The following is a 25,103-nucleotide window of genomic DNA, read 5'->3' as shown; positions in this document are numbered from 1 at the left end:
ATAAAAAACTAAAATGCAACATTCAATCCTACAGAATACACAGCAGGCACAGGATACAATCCATTATCAGCGCCTGCAGCAATAGGATCGCCTAATGGAGCTTCCGGTGTATATCCTGTAGTTTTTGAAAACGTAACAATATTCTGTCCGCTTATATATACCCGCAACTGTTTAATAGTTGCTTTCTGCAACAGTTTCTGAGGTATATTGTATCCTATCTGCAGCATCCTGACGCGTAAATAATCTCCCCGCTCCAGAAAGTAGCTACTAAACAGATAGTTGTTCCCGCGGGATGCATCCAATATAGGCTCTACATTGGTGCTACCTGGCCCATTCCAGGCATTCAATCGGTTCACCTCATAATTAAGTATTGCAAAAGTGGCGGTACGTCTTTGAACATACACTTTATTACCCGCAACACCCTGTGCTTCCACTAATACATCCAATCCCTTATAACCCACATTCAGAGCACCTCCGAAGTTATGAGGAGGAAAAGGAGTTCCCAGATAAACTCTGTCATCCGAATCAATAAGGCCATCATTATTTACATCTTCAAATGCGATATCGCCCACTCTGGATGTAGGAAGAACAGGCATTCGTTCCAAATCCGATGCAGTCTGATATATACCTATCTGACGGTATCCGTAAAAATATCCAATGGACAGCCCTGTAGCAGTTCTGTTTGCACCATTATTCCCTAATATTTCAAAATTGATATTATCGCCAATAGATGTAACCTTATTCTTGTTATAACTGTAATTAGCCGATATACCGTAACGAAAATCTCCCACTTTATCTCTCCAGCCTATGGTAACCTCAAGTCCTTTGTTAGCAATAGTTCCCAAGTTGGTTTTGTACGTATAATTGCCTGCAGTTCCTGGAAGCGTAATGTTCGTAATTATATCTTTGGTGGTACGATCATAAAAAGTAATCTCAGATGATAGACGATTGTTCAACAATCTAGCATCTATTCCAACATCGATACCTCTCACTACCTCCCAATGCAGATTGGGATCCGGAACATATTCGGGTGTAACACTCGGATAAACCCGATCTCCAAAAACGCCTGAACTACGTATAGTAACCCCTGGCAAGTATAGATGAGGTGGCAATCCCATACCGCTACCCACCGTACCCCATGCACCACGCAATTTCAAAAAATCAATACTTGATATCTTCTTTAAAAACGCTTCTTCGCTGAGGACCCAGCCGAGTCCTATACTGCCAAAATTACCCCACCGGTTGGCCTTGGAAAACTTTGAGCTCCCATCGCGTCTATAACTTAGATTTAGCAGATACTTATTGGCATAGGAATAGTTGACTCTGGCAAAAAAAGACATGAAAGCTTCTTCAGTTCCATTGCCAAGATTAGACAATGGATTATTGGGGTTTACGATATCGAGATACCAAAAGTCAGGATCGCGCGGAATATTCAAAATAGTATCGGTTCTACTTCCCCCCACTCTTGTACTACCTATAAACAAGGTAGTAAAACCAACTAATCCTGTAATATGCTGTTTGTTTACTTTCTTAAAAAGAGTGAGTGTATGATCCTGTTGAAATTTTCTCGTTTGTACCTGTTCTTGCGTTACTGAGGTTCTTGCAAGATTATTAAACGTTGTATCCGTAGCGCCTCCCTTTTCTCCCAGATTAATATACCGATATGGCAACGGTGTATAACCTCTTAAGTTATCAAAGCCCAAATCGGCATAGAATGAAGAACGCCACGTAAATGTTCTTAAGATTTTTGTTTCTGCAAAAATATTTCCGACAGCCCTGTAGCCATCTCTTATCACATTATTTTTAAACTGATTAATTCTTGCAACAGGATTAGCAATCTGAGCCCGTTGAAAGCTTGGCATGCTATAATATAAATCTTCGTCGGCTTGCACCGGAACAATCGGCGCCGCTCTTAATGCATAACTGATTACATCCGTGGTAGGCGCATCTTCCTTCCAGTAAAATCCTGTAACATCTCCACCTATTTTAATATTATCGGTAATACGTAGCTCTTGATTAAGACGAACTATTAATTTTTTATACTTATCATATTTCAACACCCCCTCCTGCACATTGTATCCCAGACTAAATAACGTAGCAGACTTTTCACTGCTATTCGCTACTGTAAGCGTATTATTATTAATACGTGCATGCTGAAAAATGAGATCCTGCCAATCTGTGTTAGCTGTGTAATTAGTATAATCAAATGCAGGCGCATTGAGGTTTTGCAACTGCATGTCGTAAAGCTTTTTAAATCCCTCAGCGTCGGTAAGTTTTATTTTGTTCACTACTTTCTGTATACCCACTGAGCTCTGGAATGAAACTCTGGTTTGACCTTTGGCAGCTCTTTTGGTAGTTACGATAATCACCCCGTTTCCTCCCTGTAATCCAAAGATGGCTATAGAAGAAGGATCTCTTAATACTTCGATACTTTCAATATCTCCGGGATTCAGATAGTCGATATTGGTTTGAAATACTCCATCCACCACATACAACGGATCGGAGTTCCCTGTGCTGTTTACCCCACGAATACGCACGGTAGGCGCAGCTCCCGCCCGACCACTATTAACAATTGTAAGTCCCGCAACTTTTCCTTGTAAAGAACTAATGGGATTAGTATTGGGCATTTTTGCAATATCGTCTCCTCCTATTGAAGTAATGGTGCCTGTTAAATCTCTCTTGCGCTGTGTACCGTATCCTATTACTACTACCTTTTCCAAACTTTGTGCCGCCGTAACCAGTGATATATTAAGATCTCTCCTATTATTAAGCGCTTCTTCTTTATAGTTATATCCTATAGATGTAAAAATTAGGGCAACATTCCCGTCGGGCACTATAAGTGAAAATCTTCCGACCGAATCGGTAGCGGTTCCTATGGTGGTGTTTTTTACCTGCACTGATACTCCGGGAATAGGTATACCTTTTTCATTATACACCAATCCTGTTACTTTAATATCTTTTTTTGCCGGATCCTCTTTAATCACAATGAGCTTATCCGGCAAACTATTAAAGGTCAACGGAGTGTGCATTACCAATTCTTCCAGCACCTGATTGATATTGGCATTTTTGGCATTCAACGTTATCTTGTTTTTCAAAGCCGGCAAATCATCACTATATAAGAATCGATAACCTGTCTGCTGTTCTATGGAAGCTAATACTTCAGCAATCGGCATCTTTTTTACCTGCAAATTGATACGTTCCTGCCCGATGATTTCTACGGGCAGATACAGCATACACATAAGTATCAATGCAAGCGTTAGTTTCATATTAGCAAGTCCTGCTCTCAAATGGAAGTAGCATTCTATCGAAATCGTTTTTCGGCCTTAGTTTTTATTAACCTTAACTATATCGAAGTGTGCTTCCATTTACAGTAAAAGTTTCTTTCATCGTATTATCTAGAACTAATGATAACTTCATCAGCCTTTATCTTATAGCTAAAAGATTTGGCCATTTGCAATGCTCGAAGTGCCGCTTCCAAAGATTCATTCTTAAATGATCCTGTAAAACTTAATTGCTTTACCGCATCATCTTCAAATACAAACTTAACCTTGTACCTGCGCGCCATTTTTCGAGCAATCTGCTCCAGCGATTCGCTTTTAAAATCAATACGGCCGTAAATCCAAGCTGTCTCAACACGTTCCTCCTCCTGAATCGTACTGTCTACAGATATTAACGAAATAACGTCCACATTATTTAAAACCGATATATACTCTTTTGTCAGTACTTTTTTCGGAATTACCATTTTTTGGTTGGGATACATCATAATTGGATGAAAGCGATCATCCTTATCTTTGGTCACTTTTATTAGTCCCCGATACAGGGTCGTTTGAATTTCCGTGTCCTCTTCATAACTTTTCACATTAAATGCCGTGCCCAGTACGTTAATATTAAGCTCATTGACGTGAACAATAAAAGGCCGGAGGGTATCCCTGACAATATCAAAAAACGCTTCTCCTACCAATCTTACCTCTCTGGTAGCTCCATTAAAATCACTTTCAAAAAATAGCTTGGAATCTGAATTCAACCACACCTTACTACCATCTGCCAACATCACAGGATCGGTCATAGGTGCGGCATTAGTAACAATGGGTCTGGTAATAGGCTCCCGCTCCCCACTGCCTAGTTTTAAGAAATAGCCTAGGCCTATAATGATTAAAACACTGGCAGCTGCTGCCCAAACTCTCTTAGCCCGAATTTTTCTTATTCTTAAAACATTATGCTCTTGCTCGCGGGAAGCCTTTTCCAGTATCCTCTGTACGGTACGGATCTCGGGCTCTTTATGTTGGCTATCGAATTCTTGTTTACTTTCTAATATTTGTAATAACCAGGCATACTGTTGCTGCAAATGCGGGTTTTCATGCAGATATTGTTGCAACAAATCTCGCTCTTCATTAGTAGCCTCATTAAAAGCGCATCTGGCCATTAATCCCCATATGTCCTCAGTATTGTTCATGTACAATCATCCCTTATACTATAAAGACTGGGGAAAACAGAAAATCTACTAAAGGCAAAAAAAAGTTTTTTAAAGAGTTTCTTTTTCTCGAGGAAACTTTATTGCATTCTTTGAAATACCCATAGCCTGACAGATACGCTTAACAGCTATAGCCATCTGTGCATCAATCGTATTGACGGATATATTTAATATAGCTGCAACTTCTTTATATTTTAGTCCATCTTCCCTGATAAGCTTGAAAATCATTTTACAACGGGGTGGTAATGCCTCTATGGCTGCGTTTACACGAGCCAGCATCTCGGAAGAAATTAATAAGGAGTGTGGGTCCTGATGTATCGCCTCGATAGATGTATTAAGATCATCGAAAGGAGCTGTAATCAACTTCTTGGCTTTATCGGACAAATAACTGAGCGTTTGATTTTTGGTAGCAATATATAGGTATACGGATATATTATCAATGCTCACTAATGAGCCACGTTTATTCCACAACTTCACAAAAACATCCTCCACCACTTCCTCAGCCATCTCCGAAGATTGCAGTATGGAAATAGAAAAAGCAGTCAGTCGCTTACTATACAATGTATATAGCTTTGCGAAAGCGGCTTCATCACCCCTATCAATCAGTTTTAATAACCCCTCCGCCTCTACCTTTAAACCTTTCTCCAGCATAGCAATCTAAAATATTTTATAAAGGTACACCTTTTTAACATTTCATTGTGACATCTTTAAAAATGGCGGATTGCCGCGTCCGAGTTAAATTATATTAACATCTTAATAGCTAAATTATAAGGCAATAACGCAAACCAATCCCGTTGAGAGTGTGTATATTTGCAAATCGGCTTGATTTTTGTAAATACGACCTTCTTTTTAAAAACTAACGACCTGTGGCATTAGGACAAACATTACAACAAAAGCTATTACAGAAACTTTCCCCACAGCAAATTCAGCTCATGAAGTTGCTGCAAGTTCCTACTGCTAATCTGGAAGAAAGAATAAAAGAAGAGTTGGAAGCCAACCCAGCCTTGGAACTTGATGAGGGACACCATAAGGACGAAGATGAATTTAATGATGAGTTCGCCTCGCAGGAAGAAGAAGCGGACACCTATGAGGAACAGGATGGTAGTGTCGAAGATTATGAAAACATCGACGTTACTGAATATTTGCATGATGACGATGGAGAAATTGCGGATTATAAAACCCGCGACGAAAATTATGGTGAAGATGATGACGAAAGTCGTCAAATTCCTATTAGAACAGAAGCCAGTTTTTACGATACCCTGGTTTCGCAACTCGGAATGCTATCCTTATCCGACACTGAAAGAAAAATAGCTGAACATATTATTGGTAGTATTGACGAAGACGGATACCTGCGCCGAGATTCACAGGCATTGGTGGACGACCTTGCCTTCCGACAAAACATTGACACAAATGTGGAGGAAGTAGATAAAATCATCGGCTTAATTCAGCAGTTCGATCCACCCGGTGTGGGTGCAAGAGATTTGCCGGAGTGCCTCCTGCTGCAATTAAGAAGATTGAAACAAGAGGGTAAAGATGTTGATACTGCTATACTCGCCATCGAAAAATACTTCGATGAGTTTACTAAAAAGCATTACGAAAAGATACAACGCGGCCTTAATCTTACCGAAGATGAATTAAAAGAAGTGATTCAGCAGATTGTAAAGCTCAATCCCAAACCGGGTAGCAATATAGGCTCTGTGAATAAAGCCGAAAGCTATGTGGTACCCGATTTCTTCATCATGAATAACAATGGTAAGCTGGAACTCACGCTCAACAGTCGCAATGCACCCGAGCTGCGCATCAGCGAGTCGTATAAAGACATGATGAAAGAATACAGCCGCGGATCAAAAAAAGACAAGCAACAAAAAGAAGCAGTACTTTTCATCAAGCAGAAAATAGATGCCGCCAAATGGTTTATCGATGCCATTAAGCAAAGACAGCATACATTGCTGGAAACTATGAATGCTATTATGCAGCATCAAGAAGAGTTTTTCCTCACCGGAGATGAAACAACTCTCAAACCAATGATCTTAAAAGATATTGCCGAAAAAACCGGACTCGATATTTCCACGGTAAGTCGCGTGGCTAACAGCAAATTTGTACAAACGGAGTTCGGCACTTATCGTCTCAAGTTCTTCTTCAGCGAATCTCTGAGCACCGATAGTGGTGAAGAAGTATCTACACGCGAAGTGAAGAAAATTCTGAGCGATATGATTCAGGCAGAAAGCAAAAGACATCCGCTGAGTGATGAAAAACTTACTGAATTACTACAAGAAAGAGGTTATAACATCGCACGCCGTACCGTGGCCAAATATCGCGAACAACTCAATATTCCTGTAGCCCGACTCAGAAAAGAGTTGGTATAAATTATTTTCCCGATTTAAAAAAATGACTTCGGTCATTACGGAACCGTACCAAAATCAATTGGGGTTTATCAAATAATACTAAGTTTGCAGCCATAATAATTATACTTAATAAGTTTTAATAAATATCAAAAACAAAGTATGTCTGTTATAGTAGTAGGCTCTATGGCCTTTGACGATATTGAAACCCCGTTTGGAAAATCCAATAAAATCGTGGGCGGTGCGGGCACTTATATAGCGTATGCAGCTGCCAATTTTATAAAACCCGTACAACAGGTATCCGTGGTGGGATACGACTTTCCCGCCGAAGAATTGGAAGAGATGCGTAGCCGCGGGGTAGATACTGCAGCCGTGGAAATTGTTTCCAACAAAAAATCTTTTTTCTGGGCTGGCAGATATCATCTGGATATGAACACCCGCGATACATTGGTAACCGAGCTCAATGTGTTGGCCGATTTCAAACCTGTAATTCCCGACAGCTATCAAGGCGCCGAGTTTCTAATGCTAGGCAACCTAGCTCCTTCCATACAGTTAAGCGTAATCCATCAGCTGAAGAATCGCCCCAAATTGATTGTTTTAGACACCATGAACTTCTGGATGGATGTGGCACTGCCCGAGCTGGAGGAAGTGATCAGCCAAATTGATGTGCTGTTGGTAAACGACAGTGAGGCTCGTCAGCTTACTGCCGAATACTCGCTGGCGAAAGCTGCCAAAAAAATATTGTCCATGGGGCCCAAATATCTTGTTATCAAAAAAGGAGAACACGGAGCGTTGCTCTTCGACAGCAATAAAGTATTCTTTGCTCCTGCCCTTCCGCTAGAAGAAGTCTTCGATCCTACCGGCGCTGGAGATACCTTTGCCGGAGGTTTTATCGGCTATCTAGCACAGACCGGCGATATTTCCTTTGACAACATGAAAACTGCCGTAATTGCAGGAAGCGCACTGGCTAGTTTCTGTGTGGAGAAATTCGGAACCACACGTCTCAAAGAAATTACAAAGGACGATATTAGCCATCGCATACAACAGTTTCGCGAACTAACACATTATCAATCTTAATAATCATATTTACAATATCTTACATCCCAAAAGGCTTTATCAACACAGATAAGGCCTTTTTTATATCGGTAAATGCACAAAAAAAGTCGGTAAATAACGAAACAGGATACAACGTTTGCATGGGATTTGAACTCCTTTAATAAACAAATCGTAAAAAATGAATCAAACACAAAAATCCCCACCCCTGCTATTTTGCATCATTATGGATGTCATCGGCATGCTTTCCTTCACAATTCCCGGAGTAGGAGAGTTTTCCGATGTTATTTGGGCACCCATTTCAGCTATCATTCTGGCGAAAACCTTTGGTGGCGTAAAAGGAATAGCCGGTGGTATATTCAACTTTATTGAAGAAGTAATGCCTGGAATGGATATTATTCCCACATTCACGATTATGTGGTTTTTAACCCATAAAGTTAAAGCCAGTAAAGAGGCAAGTATTATTTCTGTGCAAGCAAAGTGAGCATAATAAAATGGTTATAGTTACTCCCGTATACCGAGACGGGAGTTTTTTATTGCAACTAATCCGAGCAGAAATCAAAAAATATTTTGTTGATTTAAATCATCGCTCTATTTTTGCGACCCATGATTATCAACATCACCATAAAGAAGCATACAAAGATGAAACGCGTTCTTCACGGAAGGCTGTGATTTTTGTATACGTATATAAAAGAAATTGAACAGGCCTTCCGTCGATCGGAAGGCTTTTTTTATAACAAAACCCACAGGGTATCTTAAAAAAACAGTATAAAAAATGAAAGTTGCAGTAGTAGGTGCCACCGGCCTTGTAGGCACCAAAATTTTAGAAGTACTTGCCGAGAGAAATTTTCCTGTTACAGAGCTGATTCCTGTAGCTTCTGAAAAGAGCGTAGGAAAGGAAATCAATTTCAAAGGCCAAAAATATAAAGTGGTAAGCATGCAGGATGCTATTGCTGCCAAGCCAACGATTGCTTTATTTTCCGCAGGAGGCGGTACCTCTACAGAGTGGGCTCCTCAGTTTGCTGCAGTGGGTACCACTGTAATCGACAACTCATCGGCCTGGAGAATGGATCCCACTAAACCATTGGTGGTACCCGAAATTAATGCCGATGTATTAACTACCAATGATAAAATCATTGCGAACCCCAACTGCTCTACCATACAAATGGTAGTAGCACTAAATCCGCTGCATCAGAAATATAAAATCAAACGCATCGTCGTATCTACCTATCAGAGTGTAACAGGTACCGGCGCAAAAGCTGTGGAGCAATTAATGGGAGAAAGAAATAAAAATACCGAATATCCCATGGCTTATAAATACCCCATTGACCTGAATGTTATTCCGCAGATTGACGTATTTACCGAAAACGGATACACCAAGGAAGAAATGAAAATGGTTAACGAAACCAAAAAAATCATGCGTGATGATAACATCAAGGTTACCGCTACTACGGTGCGCATTCCGGTAATGGGAGGACACAGTGAGAGCGTAAACGTAGAGTTTGAAAACGAGTTCGACCTTCAAGAAGTGAGAAGTCTGCTTGAATCAGCTCCGGGTGTTGTGGTAGAAGATGATATTGCTAATCAAATCTACCCGATGCCACTGAACGCACACGAAAAAGATGAGGTTTTCGTAGGACGTATTCGCAGAGACGATACGCAACCCAAAACCTTAAACATGTGGATTGTGAGCGATAACCTGCGCAAAGGAGCAGCTACCAATGCGGTACAGATTGCGGAATACCTTATATCTAACAATCTCGTATAAGCAAAAAATAAAAAAATAATAAAAGCCCTTTTCTTAACTGAAAAGGGCTTTTATGTTTGGAACAGGAAACACTTATTTATCCGCAGCTACGGCTTAGTTCTGAAAACCTGCGATAATCTCCTCGGCATGCTGCTTGGTCTTGGGTTTCAGAATAATTTTTTTGATGCGGCCTTGCTCGTCGATGAGAAAAGTGGTGCGATGCACTCCCATATACTTGTGACCAAACATCTGCTTCTCGCCCCATACACCATACTTTTCTAAAATTGTATGCTCTGTATCTGCAATGAGCGGGAAAGGTAGGTTGTTGCGCTCTTCAAATTTTTTATGTTTCTGTGCATCATCAGGGCTTACACCTACCACTTCTATACCATGTTGTTTTAATACAGAAAAATGATCCCTGAGGTTGCAAGCCTGCACCGTACAGGTAGGTGTGAAGTCTTGCGGATAAAAGTACAATGCCAGTTTTTTACCTTTATATTGTGCCAACGATATCTTATTGCCATTCTGATCTTTTCCTGAGAAAGCCGGAGCTTTCTGTCCTTCCTTAAGATGTGTAGCCATAGTACTCTACTTATACTTTATTTCTTTTTTTGAGTGGTTGTTTTGTTATTAGATGTACTTTTTCCTGAAGACTTGCTGCTCGCTGCAGACTTCGAGGTGGTGGTGGTTTTTTTGGTGGTTGTTCCGGTTTTCGATGCCGTTGTTTTTGAGGAAGTAGTCTTAGATGCCGAAGTCTTACTAGTTGTCTTGCTGGTTTTACTTCCCGTGGTTTTAGATGTAGCACTTTTTGATGGCGTAGTAGTTTTTTTAGTCGATGTAGCGCTCTTCGCACCGGATGGAGCAGTAGCTCCCGCTGGAGCCGGAACGCCGCGAACAAATTTCCAACTACGTTTTGTTATATTACCGGCAATGTCTGTAACGGTCACTGTCAAAGTATGTTCACCGGGTTTGATGCGATTGTCAAAATTATAAATCCAAGTGCGCCCCTTATCATTGGTAAATCTTATCCATTTACCATCCACTTCTGCCCTGAAATCAGCTATTCCGTAATTATCAGTAGGCGTAAACGTGATACGCTTTACATTATTCAAATTAATCACACTTCCCGAACCTAAAGAATTAATCGACGGAGGAACATTATCCACAAAAGCTTCAAATGTGCCGAAATCCCTGAACTGCGCCACCAACCACTCGCCCTTCCATTCCGCTTTTTTTACCGTAGTATTTTTACCTGTCCTCTTAATTACAATCCGGTCGCGGTTTTCCGGAGCTATAGGTTTGTTCGGTTTAATTTTTACTTCAAAATTGCTATGTACCGGAATATAGGTTTCTCCTATTTTGTGGGTGGCCGATACGCTATTGAGTGCAGCAGACGTGGAACTGGAATAGTTCGGATTCATTTTATCATATAAGGCATTCATGGGCAGTGTTACCGAAAAATGACTTTTCACTAGCGTATTGGTTCTGCCCGGCAGCCATTCATAATTTTTCACTGAGGGTGGCGTACCGCCATTGTTTTTGATTTTAAAACTTATAGTAGACAGATTGCCATTTGCATCGGCTACTTCAATTTTAATATCGTGAGGGTCAGTATCCTTCAATTCAATTATACCATTATTGCCTATGTCATAATAAACGCCGCTTAGGTCGCCAGGCAGTTTGGACACATGTTGCATCCAGCTGCCACCCGTACTTTGCATTTTATAATCAATATGAGCATTCATGTAACGGGTATCTACATAATCCACGCTGTCAATATAAAAACTGGATATTTCTTTACCATCCATAAAAAGACGGGCACTGTAGATACCATCCTGATTGTTGGTTCCATTTCGGGTATCATAGGCTTGAATGGCAAAACTTAGTTTAGTAAAATTGGTATTGATAACGCCGCCCGCTACTGTGTAAGCGCCGCTGGATTTTGATAATGGATAAATCGCAGGCGATTGGTCATAGACAGAATTGCTTCTATCGTACATCGCAATTCTTACAATGGTAGGCGGAATATTATCCACTATAGGGGTTCCAAATAGTGTTGGATTCAGTCGTTTCCCCGATTTGGTGTCAATAATTTCCCAGTGCACATGAGGACCTCCCGAACCACCAGTAGTTCCGCTGAAGGCAATAAAATCACCTTTCTTAACCGGAAAACGTCCCGGCGGAATTTTCAAATGTGTTACCCAGGATTCGGTTTTATATTGATGCTCGGTTACATATTTTTCCAAATCGTCTCTGAAGTCGTTCAGATGGCCGTATAGGGTAGACAATCCATTGGGATGATCAATAATAATCCATCTTCCCCAGCTTAGCGGTTCTATCCCCACAAATGAAATATAACCGTCTGCAGCCGCATACACATTCTGGTTTACTACCTGATTGGTACGCACATCTAATCCCATATGCCAGTGGTTGGGACGCAGCTCTCCCATATTTGCTACGATGTCGGGCTTTAAGCCGGTTACCCATCTAAAATAGTTCTGAGGATATTTAGGTTTTTGGTATAATTGGCCAAAAGCTACAACACCTGTCAGTAAATAAGCGAATAACAAAAAAAACTTCTTCGACATGTGCCAAAAATAGGCAATTGAAAATTGATAACGCGACAGTATCTATCTATGCCCCGTTTTTAACAATAAATTCAATGGGGCCAATATTTTATGTGATGAAAACTGAACAAAAATATCTTCCACAAGAGCCAACAAACAAACGTTCTGCAGCTACCCCCCCCATGCAAAAAAATCTCCCCTTCTCTTAAAATAATTTAAAAAACCTACCGCGCTTTTAGTGTCAATCCACTATTTTTGCGCAATTTGTTTTTTTTAGAAAAAGGGAAAAAAGTAAAATGCCTAAAGATCCTTCCATTAAATCAGTACTAATCATTGGCTCAGGCCCCATTATTATAGGACAAGCATGCGAATTTGACTACTCTGGCACTCAAGCCGCTCGCAGTTTACGAGAAGAAGGTATTAAAGTTATTCTGATCAATAGCAACCCCGCTACCATCATGACAGACCCCATGATGGCTGATAAAGTGTACCTGCTTCCTCTAACCGTAGAAAGTATCGAACAAATATTAAAAGAAAATGATATTGATGCGGTACTACCTACAATGGGTGGTCAAACAGCCCTCAACCTGGCAAAAGAAGCCGAAGATATGGGGCTGTGGGAACAATATAATGTGCGCCTGATTGGTGTAGACATTAAAGCGATTGATAAAGCTGAAGACCGCGAGAAATTCCGTCAGTGGATGATTGAACTGGGAGTACCGGTGGCAAAAGCTAAAACCGCAAACTCTTTCCTCGAAGGAAAGGAATTTGCACAAGAAATCGGCTTCCCGCTGGTAATTCGTCCTTCCTTTACATTGGGTGGTACCGGTGGAGGGTTTGTACATAGTAAAGAAGAGCTCGATGAAGCCCTAAACCGCGGTTTACAAGCATCTCCTATTCATGAAGTACTAGTAGAACAAGCTGTACTGGGATGGAAAGAATTTGAGCTAGAACTGCTACGCGATAATGCCGATAATGTGTGTATCATCTGTACAGTAGAAAATTTCGACCCCATGGGGGTACACACCGGCGACTCTATCACCGTAGCTCCGGCGATGACGCTAAGTGATACAGGTATGCAGCTGATGCGAAATACCGCTATCAAAATGATGCGCGACCTAGGCAACTTCGCCGGCGGCTGTAACGTACAATTTGCTATGAACCCCGTTACTGAGGAAATCATAGCTATCGAAATCAACCCTCGCGTAAGCCGTTCTTCAGCGCTGGCATCCAAGGCCACGGGTTATCCTATCGCTAAAATTGCGGCCAAACTGGCCATCGGTTATAACTTGGACGAACTGGAAAATCAGATTACCAAAACCACTTCGGCTTACTTCGAACCAGCACTGGATTACGTAATCGTAAAAATTCCGCGTTGGAACTTCGATAAATTTAAAGGTGCTAATGATACACTAGGGCTGCAGATGAAAAGCGTGGGTGAGGTAATGGCTATCGGACGCAGCTTTAACGAAGCCGTACAAAAAGCCTGTCAGAGCCTTGAAAATAATGCAATAGGCTTGGGGTACTATGGCAAAAGCCTGATGCACGCCGAAGAGTTGTTGGAATATATCAAAACTCCCAAATGGGATAGAATTTTCCGAATCAAAGATGCGCTGATGGCGGGCATTTCGGTAAGCACCATCTCCAAAGCTACCAATGGTATCGACAAATGGTTTCTTTCCGAAATACAAAAGCTATGTGTTATAGAGAAAAAACTCAGCGAACTGACTTTAGATACCTTAACGGTCGAGATACTCCGCGAAGCTAAAGTAAACGGCTTCAGCGATGCTCAGATTGCAGTACTGATAGGAGCTACCGAAGACAAGGTGTACGAAAAAAGAAAAACTCTCGGCATCCATCGCGTGTATAAAATGGTGGATACTTGTAGTGCAGAGTTTGAGGCAAAAACGCCTTATTTCTACAGTACCTTCGATGCTCCCAGCAGCTCCCTGGGCGAAAGCACCCTAGTACACAACGAATCCAAAGTTTCAAACAGGAAAAAAATCATCGTACTGGGTAGCGGCCCCAACCGCATTGGGCAAGGGATCGAGTTCGACTACTGCTGCGTTCACGGCTTAATGGCGATTAAAGAATCCGGCTACGAAGCCATTATGATGAACTGTAATCCCGAAACGGTAAGTACCGACTTCGATATGGCCGACAAACTATACTTCGAGCCTGTTTATTGGGAGCACGTGCGAGAACTCATTGAATATGAAAAACCGGAAGGTGTAATTGTTCAGCTGGGAGGACAAACCGCCCTGAAGCTCGCTGAGAAGATTAAGGATATGGGTGTAAAAATCATCGGAACCTCTTTCGATGATATGGATATTGCCGAAGATCGCGGACGCTTCAGTGATATGCTGAAAGAACTGGAGATTCCTTATCCCGACTATGGTACGGCCACTAATGTAGACGAGGCTATTGAAGTAGCGAACCGTGTAGGCTATCCGGTGCTAGTACGTCCTTCTTACGTATTGGGCGGACAGAGAATGCGAATTGTGATTAACGACGAAGAGCTGGAAAAAGCTGTGGTAAGCCTGCTGAAACATATCCCCGGTAATAAGATTTTGATCGACCACTTCCTGGATCGTTGTCAGGAGGCAGAAGTGGATGCTATTTTCGACGGCGAAAACTTTCACGTAATGGGTGTAATGGAACATATTGAGCCGGCCGGTATTCATAGTGGAGACAGCCACGCCATGTTGCCAGCATTTAACCTATCGCCCATGGAAGTAACTACTATGGAGCATTACGCCGAGAAAATCGCAAGAGCACTCAATATTAAAGGGCTTATCAACATTCAGTTTGCTATTAAAGACGGAAAAGTGTATGTGATAGAAGCCAATCCGCGTGCTTCACGTACTACACCGTTCATCGCCAAGGCATACCAAATTCCTTATTTGAATATTGCCACTAAGGTGATGCTTGGCGTAAAAAAACTGACCGATTTCAAATTCGAAAAGAAATTGGAAGGTTATGCCATAAAAGAGCCCGTATTTAGCTTTAACAAATTCCCGGGTGTGAACAAGGAGCTGGGCCCAGAAATGAAAAGTACGGGTGAAGCTATCCGCTTCATAAAAGACCTAAAAGATCCTTATTTCAGACAACTGTATAAGAATAGAAGCATGTTCCTAAGCAATAAATAATCGGCTTCTTAATATAAAAATGAAAAGTGCGGTATTGAAAACCGCACTTTTTTATTTCGAGGAAATATTAGCCATATCAAGCCTCTTTCCGAAAAAAAACTGTCATACTGTGGCAATGGTTTTATTTTTGCGAAAAATTCGTTCAGCATGTTACAAGTAAATGTGATCAGGCAAAATGTGCAGGAGGCAAAAGATCGTCTTGCAGTTAAAAACTTTAAAAACCTGGATCTGGTTGATAAAGTACTTGAGTTAGATGACCAACGTAAGAAGTTACAATTAGAGTTTGATACTACTCAGGCTTCCATCAACAGTGCTTCAAAGGAAATAGGAATGTTAATGGCAAAGGGTGAAAAAGAAGCCGCAGAAGCCAAAAAACAGGAAGTAGGAACTCTTAAAGCCAAAATACAACCCATAAATGAACAATTGGCCCAAACCGAAGCAGCCTTACATGAGGTATTGGTTCAATTGCCCAATTTACCTTCTTCACTTGTTCCCAAAGGCGATAGTGCTGCGGATAACGTAGTAGTACGCGAAGGAGGTTCCAAGCCGGTTCTACCTGCCGGGGCTAAACCTCATTGGGACCTGATTAAGGAATACGATATTGTAGACTTCGAAACCGGCGCCAAACTTACCGGTAGCGGCTTTCCTTTATATAAGGGAGCGGGTGCCAAATTGCAACGTGCATTAGTACAGTATTTTTTAGACTTTAATACCGAAGCAGGCTATACTGAATACCTGCCTCCTTTTATGGTAAACGAAGCTTCTGCTTATGGTACAGGCCAGCTACCAGACAAGGAAGGACAGATGTATCATATGCAATTGGACAACTTCTATCTAATACCTACTGCCGAGGTTCCGGTTACCAATATATACAGAGATGTCATTCTGAAACCAGAACAATTACCTGTTAAAATGACGGCTTATTCTCCTTGTTTCAGAAGAGAAGCCGGTAGCTTCGGTAAAGATGTGCGTGGCCTGAATCGGGTACATCAATTCGAAAAAGTAGAAATTGTACAGCTGGTACATCCGGAGAAAAGCTATGAAGCCCTAGAAGAAATGGTAGCTCATGTAGAAAAGCTATTGAGCTCCCTGGAACTGCCCTATCGCATCGTAAAACTTTGCGGAGGCGACATGAGCTTTACCTCAGCGCTCACTTATGATTTTGAAGTGTATAGTGCAGCACAGGACCGCTGGCTGGAAGTAAGCTCTACTTCTAACTTCGAAAGCTATCAAACCAATCGGATGAAAATTCGTTTTAAGGACGAGAACAATAAGACTCAGCTCGTGCATTCCTTAAACGGCAGTGCATTGGCTTTACCTCGAATCGTGGCCTGTTTGCTCGAAAATAATCAGAGAGAAAATGAAATAGTTCTTCCTAAAGTTTTACATTCATACTTTGGAAAACCATCTATAACAAAGTAAACTTGTTCCATATGAGAAAAATTGTCGTTACATTGACAGTCATCACATCTGTGTTGATTGCCTGTTCTCCTAAGTCATCTAAGAGTTCTGCCGCACCACAGGCTGCTGCAGAAGCTATTAAAGGATCTGCTAAAGCCGGAGCGACCATAATCAAGTCCGAAAAATGTACGAAGTGCCATAAGGACAAATCCGGGTATGTGCCAAAGCATACTTTCGAAGAGCAAGAAAAAGTAATTTTAGGAATGGCAAAGCGTGCAAAGTTATCCGAACAGGAAACAGCCGATTTGATAGCATTTGTTAAAGCCAATGCTAAAAAGTAAATATTTTAAATTAGATATGATTCATAAGTCCGGAAATTCCCTCTCCGGACTATTTTTTTGTATAATTATTGTCGCTGTTATTAAACTTAAACTACTAAATTTCGTCATAGGCAAAAATTGCTTGCATGAATACCTCCAATAAACTGAAAAATCTGCACTTACTCTGGCGAGCAAGCTTTGGTCCAACAACAGAGCAATTAGGCGATTTGACCCGGCTTACCCCCCAGAAATACTACAAAACCCTTGTTAAAGCCTCCGAAAAAGAACCTGCATTCATTAGTGTAGCCGACGATGCCCTAATTAAAGCTTATGAAGACTTGCAGGACCCCGAAAAAAGAAAAGAGTATAGCGAAATGCAGCGGCGTGACGTAAACAGAATGCAACTGGCAGCCATACGACAGCTGAATCTTCGCTGGTTTAAGGAGATGGTGACCACACAAGCACAGCTGCGAGAAAAAATGGCCTTTTTCTGGCATTGTCATCTTGCCTGTAGAAACAACAATGTTTTCTACAATCAGTTATTACTGCACGTTTTTCGCCAATACAGCTTAAGCGACTTCGGCACCTTGCTGAAAGAAGTTTCGAAGTCCGCTGCCATGCTTTACTTTCTGAATAATCAACAAAATCGTAAAGGAAGACCCAACGAGAATTTTGCACGTGAGCTAATGGAGTTATTTACACTAGGACGCGGACATTATACCGAAAAAGACGTAAAAGAAGCCGCCCGTGCGTTCACTGGATGGACTGCAGACCGCCAGGGAGCCTTTGCCTTTAAAAAGAGCTTGCATGATATGGGCAAAAAGACGGTTTTAGGACAAACCGGTAATTATACAGGTGATGATATTTTAGACATTTTGCTTAACCACAAACAAACTGCCAGGTTTATAACCCGCAAAATATACACATTCTTTGTAAACGATAATGTGGATGAAAATATCGTTAACCAACTTGCCGAACAGTTCTACAACACCGGTTATAATATCGCAGCATTGATGGAAACAATTTTTACAAGTGATTGGTTCTATAACCCGCAAAATATCGGCACAAAGATCAAATCACCGATAGAATTACTTGCAGGCATTCAACGCATGATACCCATGCAGCTGGATAATGATAATGCCTTGCTAAATCTACAGCGGATACTGGGTCAGCAATTGCTATATCCACCCAATGTGGCTGGATGGCCCGGAGGAAAATCGTGGATTGATAGTAGCACTCTGATGATGCGCTTACGTATACCTCAAATGTTTTATGATAAAGACGAGCTGAATGTATCGCCCAAACAGGATGATGACATCATGATGGGTAGAAAGGCTGACGGCACGGCAGCCGTACCCACCCCAGTAAGAAAACCTTACGGAGCCATCAACGCAAAGATCAACTGGGCAAAATACACGGCTCAATATAACAAGATTAAAAGAGAGATGCTACTGGATACGATTGCCTCTAATTTGTTTCAGACTGATGCTTCAAAAGTTAAAAACGTAGTAGCCAAAAATATTGATACATCCTCAAGGGAGGCTTTCATAAAAACAGCGACCATTCAGCTGATGAGTACTCCCGAATATCAGATGTGTTAAGGAATAACGATAGCCCTTAAAAAATAGAACTATGTTAATCAAGCGCAAAGAATTTCTACAAATAGGCTCGCTGGCCACAGCATCCATGATGCTACCCAAATTTTTAAAAGCATTTGAATCTCCAGCACTCGTTCCTCCGGGCAACAAGGTAGTTGTAGTGCTGCAGTTAAGCGGGGGTAACGATGGATTGAACACAATTATTCCCGTGCGGAACGACATCTATTATAAGCTACGCCCTACTCTGGGTGTTAAACGGGAGAAAACTCTCAAGCTTACCGATGAAGCTAGCCTGCATCCAGCACTTACAGCACTAAAAGAGCTGTACGATGAAGGCCATATGGCTATACTCAATAATGTAGGGTATCCTAATCCTGATCGCTCTCATTTCAGAAGCATGGATATCTGGCATTCTGCAAGTCAAAGCGATCAATACTGGAATACAGGATGGATTGGTCGTTATCTGGATGCCCAATGCAGTGGTTGCGATAAACCTACTTATGCGCTTGAAGTAGATGATGTATTGAGCTTAGCACTAAAGGGGAGTCAGGCCAATGCTATTGCAGTTAAAGATCCCAAAAGACTATACGGTACAGCCAATGAAAAGTTCTTTAGAGAAGTCCTGAAAAATCATAAAGACCATCATGATGAAGAGCCGGTAGAATATTTGTATAAAACCATGGCACAAACGTTATCATCGGCTGATTACATATTCAAACAAAGCAGGTTACACCCTACTAATGCTTCTTATCCTAAAACCGAACTAGGCAATGGCTTCAAGACGATAGCCTCACTTATTTATTCCGATATCAATACTAAAGTGTATTATATCTCTCTGGGGAGCTTTGATACACATGTGGGGCAGGATGCGCAGCAAACAAGGCTTTTCACACAAATGAGCGATGCCATAAAAGCTTTTACTGCCGACCTCAAGAAAAATAATCGTTTTGAAGATGTACTATTATTTACTTTTTCGGAATTTGGAAGAAGAGTTGCTCAAAACGCCAGCAATGGTACTGATCATGGTACTGCTAACAATATGTTTTTAATAAGTGGTGGGCTGAAACAAAAAGGCATTCTCAACGACCTACCCGATCTCACCGATCTGAATGAAGGCGATTTAAAATTTAAAATTGACTTCAAAAGCGTATACGCAACAATTCTTAGAAGATGGTTAAATGCCGATGCCGATAAAATTCTTGGAGCCCATTACGACATGCTTGACTTTATTTAATTCGGCACAAGATCGTTATCCGTCATAAGTGTAAAAGCAGCTCGCGTGCTTTCTGAAGCAAGGTATGCCTATCTGTTTCGGCACCTGCTATGCTATAGATATGAATATCCAACTCGGTAAGCAGGTGAAGGATTGCAGTTTGGCGAGCATCGGCAATCTTTTCTTTTTGCATTATGTCTCGGAGAGCATCCTTCGTAAACAACGCTACAGGCAATCCGAAGCGCTTCTCAAAGTATCGAATAATGCACTGCTTTAGTGTTATATAGAAATCAATCCCTCCATTATTCAGCCTGTCAAAAGCCGGTTTTAAGAAATCATCCACTGATAATTGCTCTAGAACAATATGCTCTCTTGATGAATATTTCTGCGAACTATTAAGCGAGACTATTCGTTTTTTATGTTGATTATATCTGATGAACAAGACAACAATGAGCAATAAAATCAACAGTACCCCTCCAACAAGCCATCCTTTAACTTGTTCACTAGCATCAGTAGCAATAACCTCATGCACCGCTTGGCCATTTTCTTCAGTTACCATAAAGGCAATTGGAATGTTGGTGATAGTTTTATGCCGGTAATCCACTATATCGTAGTAAGAAAACTTAATAGAAGGGATTATATACCTACCGGGCTTTAAGGTCTTAAACGGAATCGTATAGGTTATATATCCGCTACCATCCACATTCGATTTATCAATCTTAGGTGGAAAAGCTTGTACATCTTCTGGCCATTTAACTTCCGGCATTTTGATTTTATCAAAATGCCCTTCTCCGGTTAGGGTGATGATTAGCGCAGCTTCTTCTTGCGGCACTAACATCTTTTTTGAGAGCTGTACGTCCATCCTAAAATTGCCTACAATTTCGGATGCGTTAGGAGAAGCTGAACTAGGCACTCCGGTCGCTAATATTGTTAGCGGGACTGAAGCTATATTAAGGCTATAATAGCCATTGCTTAATGAATAAGACTCCTTTACACCACTCAGTAAAGGATCTTTGCGACCATTAGCATCTATCAATTTGACATTATTATGCATCACCAACTCATCTAGAACCAACTTTCCCGATCGCTGTGGTATCAACTGCACCTTTAGCACGGTGTGTACATCAAATGGAATTCGATCTACGGCTTCTCTAGATGGAACAGCGTCTGCATCTGTTTTGAGGTCTTTCACTTCAAAACCCTTAAAAGAAGGGTTCTTTATGACAGATGACTCTGAGTTGAGTGCACTATACAGCTTATAAGTAACAATGATAGGCTCGCCAACAAAACAATCGGTATTACTGGCTTCTACCTTTATGAAAAGATTGCTTTTGATCCTTTCATCCAAAGGAACATAGTCGTCATTTTGACCGTAAACCGAAAAAATAGGCAGCAGTAATAGTATTATGTAAGCGCAATACTTCATAAATGATGATGCAGCTTAAAGGTCGCCCAGCTGCGGTCTTAAAACAATATCTTCTACACAAGCCCCAATGGAAAGCTGAGCAGCAGTAAATATCATGCTGGCAACATCCGAGGCTGCCATTATTCTGTGATCCCTATTATCAAAGTCTCCCCACGAATCCGTAAGTACGGCACCAGGGAACACCGAGGTTACCTTAATATTATAAGATTTTAATTCTTCACGCAGGTTCTTGCTAAAGCCGTGTAATGCGTATTTGCTGATGCTGTATGCACCACCGTTGGAATATGCCTGTAAAGACGCAATCGAACAAATATTAAAGATATGTCCCCTCCCCTGCAACTTCATGGCAGGAACCAGCGTACGGGTTACATGATACGCGGAATATAAATTGGTCGCCATTAATCTTTCGAGTGTGCCATCGGGTTCATCACATACGGTGCCCGGTTCGTATACACCGGTATTATTGATCAACACCTCAGGAACCGCTTGATCCAGCACCCATTTGCCGAAATCCACAGCTTGTTTCTTATCGGATAAATCAAAAGCCTTGGCGTGGGCTTCGATATTATCGTATTTAGTAAGTAGGCGCTCCAGTGCCTTGTACAAATTCATTTCATTGACTGATGTCAGATATAGATTATATCCGTTCCGGGCAAAAATATCTGCGATAGCATAACCTATACCGCGAGAAGCACCGGTAATTACAACATTCTTCATATTACACGACTCTTTTTCTTTTTATGCAATAAATGTACCGTACAAATTACCGAATTTCAGAATTAGAATTTTTACTTTTACGGCATATGAAGTATAAGCATTTGTTTTTCGATTTGGATCATACGTTGTGGGATTTTGACACGAACGCCAAGCTTACGCTGCAAGAGCTTTATGAAACGCTTGATCTTCAACGAAAAGGAGTGGATGATTTTGAAAAATTTTATCAAAATTACCTCCACCATAACATGAAGTTATGGGAAAGATATCGTAATGGCTTCATAAAACAGGCCGAATTGCGCATCAAAAGAATGCGGCTCACATTGTTGGATTTCAAAATCGGAGACGAAGCGCTGGCTGAGACGATGAGTAAGCGCTTTTTGGAAATGTTACCCACACGTAAGGCATTGTTTCCTCATACGGTGGAAGTACTAGAATATTTGAAAAATAAAAATTATCAGCTACACTTAATCACTAATGGTTTTGAAGAGGTACAGCATCAAAAAATTGTCAACTCCAACATACATCATTATTTTGACAAAGTAATCACTTCTGAGGCTAGTAACAGTCTTAAACCCAATAAAGAAATTTTTGATTTTGCATTGTCTACCACAAAAGCGCACATTAAAGAGAGCATAATGCTGGGTGATGACCTCGTGGCCGATATCATGGGTGCCAGTAATGTAGGTATGGACCAGGTATTCATCAATCATATTGGAAAACAGCCTGACTTTACACCTACCTATACAGTAAAATGCCTGAAGGAACTCAAAGAGATTTTTTAGAAAAGCTTTGCTTGTTTGTCGGCTGTGCCAGCTTCTGGCATATGTGGTACCTTCAGCTCCAGTTTTAGGGCTTTATTCAATTTTTCAATAAAATATGCGGATAAAAGTGGAGACGAAACCTCCACGTTCTGGTGAACGAAAAAGTATAGTTGTTTCAGTCCTTCCCTATGCCATTTCTTCAAGCGCAATATCCAATCATCCAGCCGCTTTCGATCGATAGTATCGTCGTTACAGCCCACATAGCGAACAAATGCTACAGGAGTAGTTAATCGCATATGCATCATATCTCTGCGACCCGCCGTATCTACAATAATATTTGTCACTTTATGTTTCTCTAGCAGCGTACAAAACTGTTCCCACACGGCAGCGTCTCTAAACCAACTTTCATTGCGCACCTCTACTGCCAGCGGCATTCCTTTCGGAAATTCCTTAATAAAGATCTCTAGTTTTTCGTATTCCTTAGGAGAAAAGTTATCATGTAGTTGCAAAAAAATCATGCCTAGCTTTTTCTCAAAATTTGCCACCGCATTACAGTAGGTTTCCGTAAGCTTTCTTCCATCCAGTAATCTTTTATAGTGGCTAATACTATTGGTAATTTTAGGGAAGAACTTAAAACCTCCAGGTGTTTTTTCTTTCCATTTAATTACCTGTTCCACTGAAGGCATGTTATAAAAAGTGGCATTCAGCTCTATACTATTAAAATGCTGGGCATAATAAGCTAACTCATCCTTTACTCCTCGAGGATAAAATCCTTTCAAATCGGTTTTATTCCATTTGGCACAACCCACATATACCTCAAAGCGCTTACCCTTCGCACGTTGTAGTATGGTTGTGGTAGCTGGAGGATCTTTAGGAATAGAAAAGTCAATACTTTGTGGGTGTGGCACCTGTCCAAACTTCATAGTGGCTAACTTTAGCTTGTAGGTTATTTTTCATTTACCGTACCGGAAGACAATGCTTTCAGTTTATCCCACATTTCGGGAATGCGTTTTATCCAGGCAAGCTCTTTTACTTTAGTGCGCGCTTCGAGTGCCGGTGTACCAAAATATATTTTACCCCCATCTAGAGAAGAAGGAACCCCACTTTGTGCATTGATTACTGCGCCTTTTCCGATAGTAAGCGTTTTGCTAATACCTACCTGTCCCCACAAAATGACCTCATCTTCTATGACCACAGCACCTGCTATACCTACCTGTGCGGCAAACAGGCAGTTTCTTCCCACAACGGTATCATGTCCTATATGTACCTGATTATCTATTTTAGTGCCCTCTCCGATCACGGTATCACCTGTAACCCCTCGATCAATCGTACAGCCGGCGCCAATCTCTACAAAATCTTTAATAACCACACGTCCGCAGCTGGTCATTTTTTTATAATGGATTTCTCGATTGGTTTTCTTGTTATAATAAAACGCATCACCGCCAATTACCGTACCACTCTGAATAATTACATGATCACCGATAACACAATGGTCTAATATGGTAACATTGGGATAAATAACACAGTTTTTTCCTATTACTACATTATTTCCCAGATACACATTAGGCATCACTACAGATCCCTCCCCAACAACTGCCGACGCTGCAACAAGATCCATAGAAGGCTTAAATGGACGGTACTGTTCTACTATTTTCAAATAGGCCTCAAATGGTTCATCGGTAACCAGTAAGGCTTTCCCCTCGGGAAAGTCGGTTTCCTTATTGATGATGATAAAACTAGCTGCAGACTTTATACAAGTTTCATAATACTTTGGATGATCGACAAATACCAGATCCCCTTCTTCCACCATATGAATTTCATTAATACCGGTAGCATAGGCTTCGGTATTACCAACTAATCTTGCATTTATAAGGCGGGCAATTTCTTTTAACGCTACAGGTTGTTCGAATTTCATAAAAAACGTTTTATCAAACGTACAGAAAATTTTGCATCACGAGTATAGTACTTAACAGTATCCACTTATTTTCATTTGCAGCAATATATCCTCAACATTCTAATGAATAGCGTAGTATCACCTCACTAAACAAATAATAGAAAACTACATTTACCATAAAACAACGCACGGATGCAGTAATACATTGTTTTTTTTTCAATAAAAAAATCCCGACGATATGATACTAGTAGTATGGATACTATACTAGCTTATTCATCTAAACAATTTATAAACGGTCACTAACCTATCTTCTGAAACGCTTTATTCATGCATGTTTCAGAAACTTAATATACATGCAATAAAAACGTTCTTACTCATCATACATGATTGTGCCGTATAGAAGCGGGATGATATCCACAATCACTCTTATTATTTGTTAATAAA

At 41.0% G+C, this 25,103-nt stretch carries 19 protein-coding genes; 10 read left to right on the top strand and 9 right to left on the bottom strand.

Features of this window, described 5'->3' with window-relative positions:
* Positions 1-8: 8 nt before the first annotated feature.
* From PIECOFPK_RS04095 to PIECOFPK_RS04085, 3 genes are all read right to left on the bottom strand, one after another.
* Positions 9-3,266: a SusC/RagA family TonB-linked outer membrane protein gene (locus PIECOFPK_RS04095; RefSeq protein ID WP_409966571.1), complete on the bottom strand. Its 3,258-nt coding sequence runs from the start codon at positions 3,264-3,266 to the stop codon at positions 9-11.
* A 125-nt stretch (positions 3,267-3,391) separates the two neighbouring features.
* Positions 3,392-4,453, bottom strand: a complete 1,062-nt coding sequence (locus PIECOFPK_RS04090) for a FecR family protein (protein WP_409966570.1) — start codon at positions 4,451-4,453, stop codon at positions 3,392-3,394.
* 69 nt (positions 4,454-4,522) lie between these two features.
* Positions 4,523-5,122, bottom strand: a complete 600-nt coding sequence (locus PIECOFPK_RS04085; protein WP_330973134.1) for an RNA polymerase sigma-70 factor — start codon at positions 5,120-5,122, stop codon at positions 4,523-4,525.
* A gap of 215 nt (positions 5,123-5,337) precedes the next feature.
* Here PIECOFPK_RS04085 and rpoN point away from each other — a divergent pair, with 215 nt between their 5' ends.
* The 4 genes from rpoN (at position 5,338) to PIECOFPK_RS04065 (ending at position 9,634) form a co-directional block, all read left to right on the top strand.
* Positions 5,338-6,837: an RNA polymerase factor sigma-54 gene (rpoN, locus tag PIECOFPK_RS04080; protein WP_330973133.1), complete on the top strand. Its 1,500-nt coding sequence runs from the start codon at positions 5,338-5,340 to the stop codon at positions 6,835-6,837.
* A gap of 138 nt (positions 6,838-6,975) precedes the next feature.
* Complete coding sequence (locus PIECOFPK_RS04075; protein WP_330973132.1) at positions 6,976-7,890, top strand: PfkB family carbohydrate kinase; 915 nt, start codon at positions 6,976-6,978, stop codon at positions 7,888-7,890.
* A 157-nt stretch (positions 7,891-8,047) separates the two neighbouring features.
* A complete protein-coding gene (locus PIECOFPK_RS04070; RefSeq protein ID WP_330973131.1) occupies positions 8,048-8,350 on the top strand; it encodes a hypothetical protein in 303 nt (100 codons plus the stop codon).
* A 291-nt stretch (positions 8,351-8,641) separates the two neighbouring features.
* Complete coding sequence (locus PIECOFPK_RS04065) at positions 8,642-9,634, top strand: aspartate-semialdehyde dehydrogenase (protein WP_330973130.1); 993 nt, start codon at positions 8,642-8,644, stop codon at positions 9,632-9,634.
* Positions 9,635-9,727: 93 nt separating this feature from the next.
* Here PIECOFPK_RS04065 and bcp read toward each other — a convergent pair whose 3' ends face one another.
* Both bcp and PIECOFPK_RS04055 read right to left on the bottom strand, forming a co-directional pair.
* Positions 9,728-10,195 (bottom strand): thioredoxin-dependent thiol peroxidase, encoded by a 468-nt coding sequence (gene bcp / locus PIECOFPK_RS04060; RefSeq protein WP_330973129.1) that lies wholly within the window; start codon positions 10,193-10,195, stop codon positions 9,728-9,730.
* A gap of 17 nt (positions 10,196-10,212) precedes the next feature.
* Positions 10,213-12,201 carry a peptidoglycan DD-metalloendopeptidase family protein gene (locus PIECOFPK_RS04055; RefSeq protein WP_330973128.1) on the bottom strand — a complete coding sequence of 663 codons (1,989 nt, stop codon included), beginning with the start codon at positions 12,199-12,201 and terminating at the stop codon, positions 10,213-10,215.
* A 275-nt stretch (positions 12,202-12,476) separates the two neighbouring features.
* On the opposite strand from PIECOFPK_RS04055, the gene carB reads away from it, so the two are divergent.
* The 5 genes from carB (at position 12,477) to PIECOFPK_RS04030 (ending at position 19,882) form a co-directional block, all read left to right on the top strand.
* Positions 12,477-15,329, top strand: a complete 2,853-nt coding sequence (gene carB / locus PIECOFPK_RS04050) for a carbamoyl-phosphate synthase large subunit (RefSeq protein ID WP_409966569.1) — start codon at positions 12,477-12,479, stop codon at positions 15,327-15,329.
* A 147-nt stretch (positions 15,330-15,476) separates the two neighbouring features.
* Entirely contained in the window at positions 15,477-16,751 is a 1,275-nt protein-coding gene (gene serS, locus PIECOFPK_RS04045; protein WP_330973126.1) for a serine--tRNA ligase, read from the top strand.
* An 11-nt stretch (positions 16,752-16,762) separates the two neighbouring features.
* Positions 16,763-17,071, top strand: coding sequence for a hypothetical protein (locus tag PIECOFPK_RS04040; RefSeq protein ID WP_330973125.1), 309 nt, complete (start codon positions 16,763-16,765; stop codon positions 17,069-17,071).
* A 125-nt stretch (positions 17,072-17,196) separates the two neighbouring features.
* On the top strand, positions 17,197-18,651 hold the full coding sequence (locus tag PIECOFPK_RS04035; protein WP_409966568.1) for a DUF1800 family protein: 1,455 nt from the start codon (positions 17,197-17,199) through the stop codon (positions 18,649-18,651).
* A gap of 31 nt (positions 18,652-18,682) precedes the next feature.
* Positions 18,683-19,882 (top strand): DUF1501 domain-containing protein, encoded by a 1,200-nt coding sequence (locus PIECOFPK_RS04030; RefSeq protein WP_330973123.1) that lies wholly within the window; start codon positions 18,683-18,685, stop codon positions 19,880-19,882.
* Between the two features lie 22 nt (positions 19,883-19,904).
* On the opposite strand, the gene PIECOFPK_RS04025 is transcribed toward PIECOFPK_RS04030, so the two are convergent.
* Both PIECOFPK_RS04025 and PIECOFPK_RS04020 read right to left on the bottom strand, forming a co-directional pair.
* Positions 19,905-21,287 (bottom strand): hypothetical protein, encoded by a 1,383-nt coding sequence (locus PIECOFPK_RS04025; protein WP_330973122.1) that lies wholly within the window; start codon positions 21,285-21,287, stop codon positions 19,905-19,907.
* A 15-nt stretch (positions 21,288-21,302) separates the two neighbouring features.
* The gene (locus tag PIECOFPK_RS04020) at positions 21,303-22,004 is read right to left on the bottom strand and encodes an SDR family NAD(P)-dependent oxidoreductase (protein ID WP_330973121.1); all 702 of its coding nucleotides are present in this window, start codon (positions 22,002-22,004) and stop codon (positions 21,303-21,305) included.
* An 86-nt stretch (positions 22,005-22,090) separates the two neighbouring features.
* Here PIECOFPK_RS04020 and PIECOFPK_RS04015 point away from each other — a divergent pair, with 86 nt between their 5' ends.
* Positions 22,091-22,786 carry a YjjG family noncanonical pyrimidine nucleotidase gene (locus tag PIECOFPK_RS04015; protein WP_330973120.1) on the top strand — a complete coding sequence of 232 codons (696 nt, stop codon included), beginning with the start codon at positions 22,091-22,093 and terminating at the stop codon, positions 22,784-22,786.
* Here the strand turns inward: PIECOFPK_RS04015 and PIECOFPK_RS04010 are convergent.
* Both PIECOFPK_RS04010 and PIECOFPK_RS04005 read right to left on the bottom strand, forming a co-directional pair.
* Positions 22,783-23,688, bottom strand: a complete 906-nt coding sequence (locus PIECOFPK_RS04010; RefSeq protein ID WP_409966567.1) for a DUF72 domain-containing protein — start codon at positions 23,686-23,688, stop codon at positions 22,783-22,785. The genes PIECOFPK_RS04015 and PIECOFPK_RS04010 overlap by 4 nt on opposite strands.
* Positions 23,689-23,711: 23 nt before the next feature.
* Positions 23,712-24,680 carry a UDP-3-O-(3-hydroxymyristoyl)glucosamine N-acyltransferase gene (locus PIECOFPK_RS04005; RefSeq protein WP_409966566.1) on the bottom strand — a complete coding sequence of 323 codons (969 nt, stop codon included), beginning with the start codon at positions 24,678-24,680 and terminating at the stop codon, positions 23,712-23,714.
* Positions 24,681-25,103: the final 423 nt, after the last annotated feature.

This window comes from Chitinophagaceae bacterium C216, assembly GCA_028485475.2.
GTDB classification, from domain to species: Bacteria; Bacteroidota; Bacteroidia; order Chitinophagales; family Chitinophagaceae; genus Niabella; species Niabella composti.
Note: the sequence above shows the minus strand (reverse complement) of the source record. Positions and strands in the feature narration are given on the sequence as shown.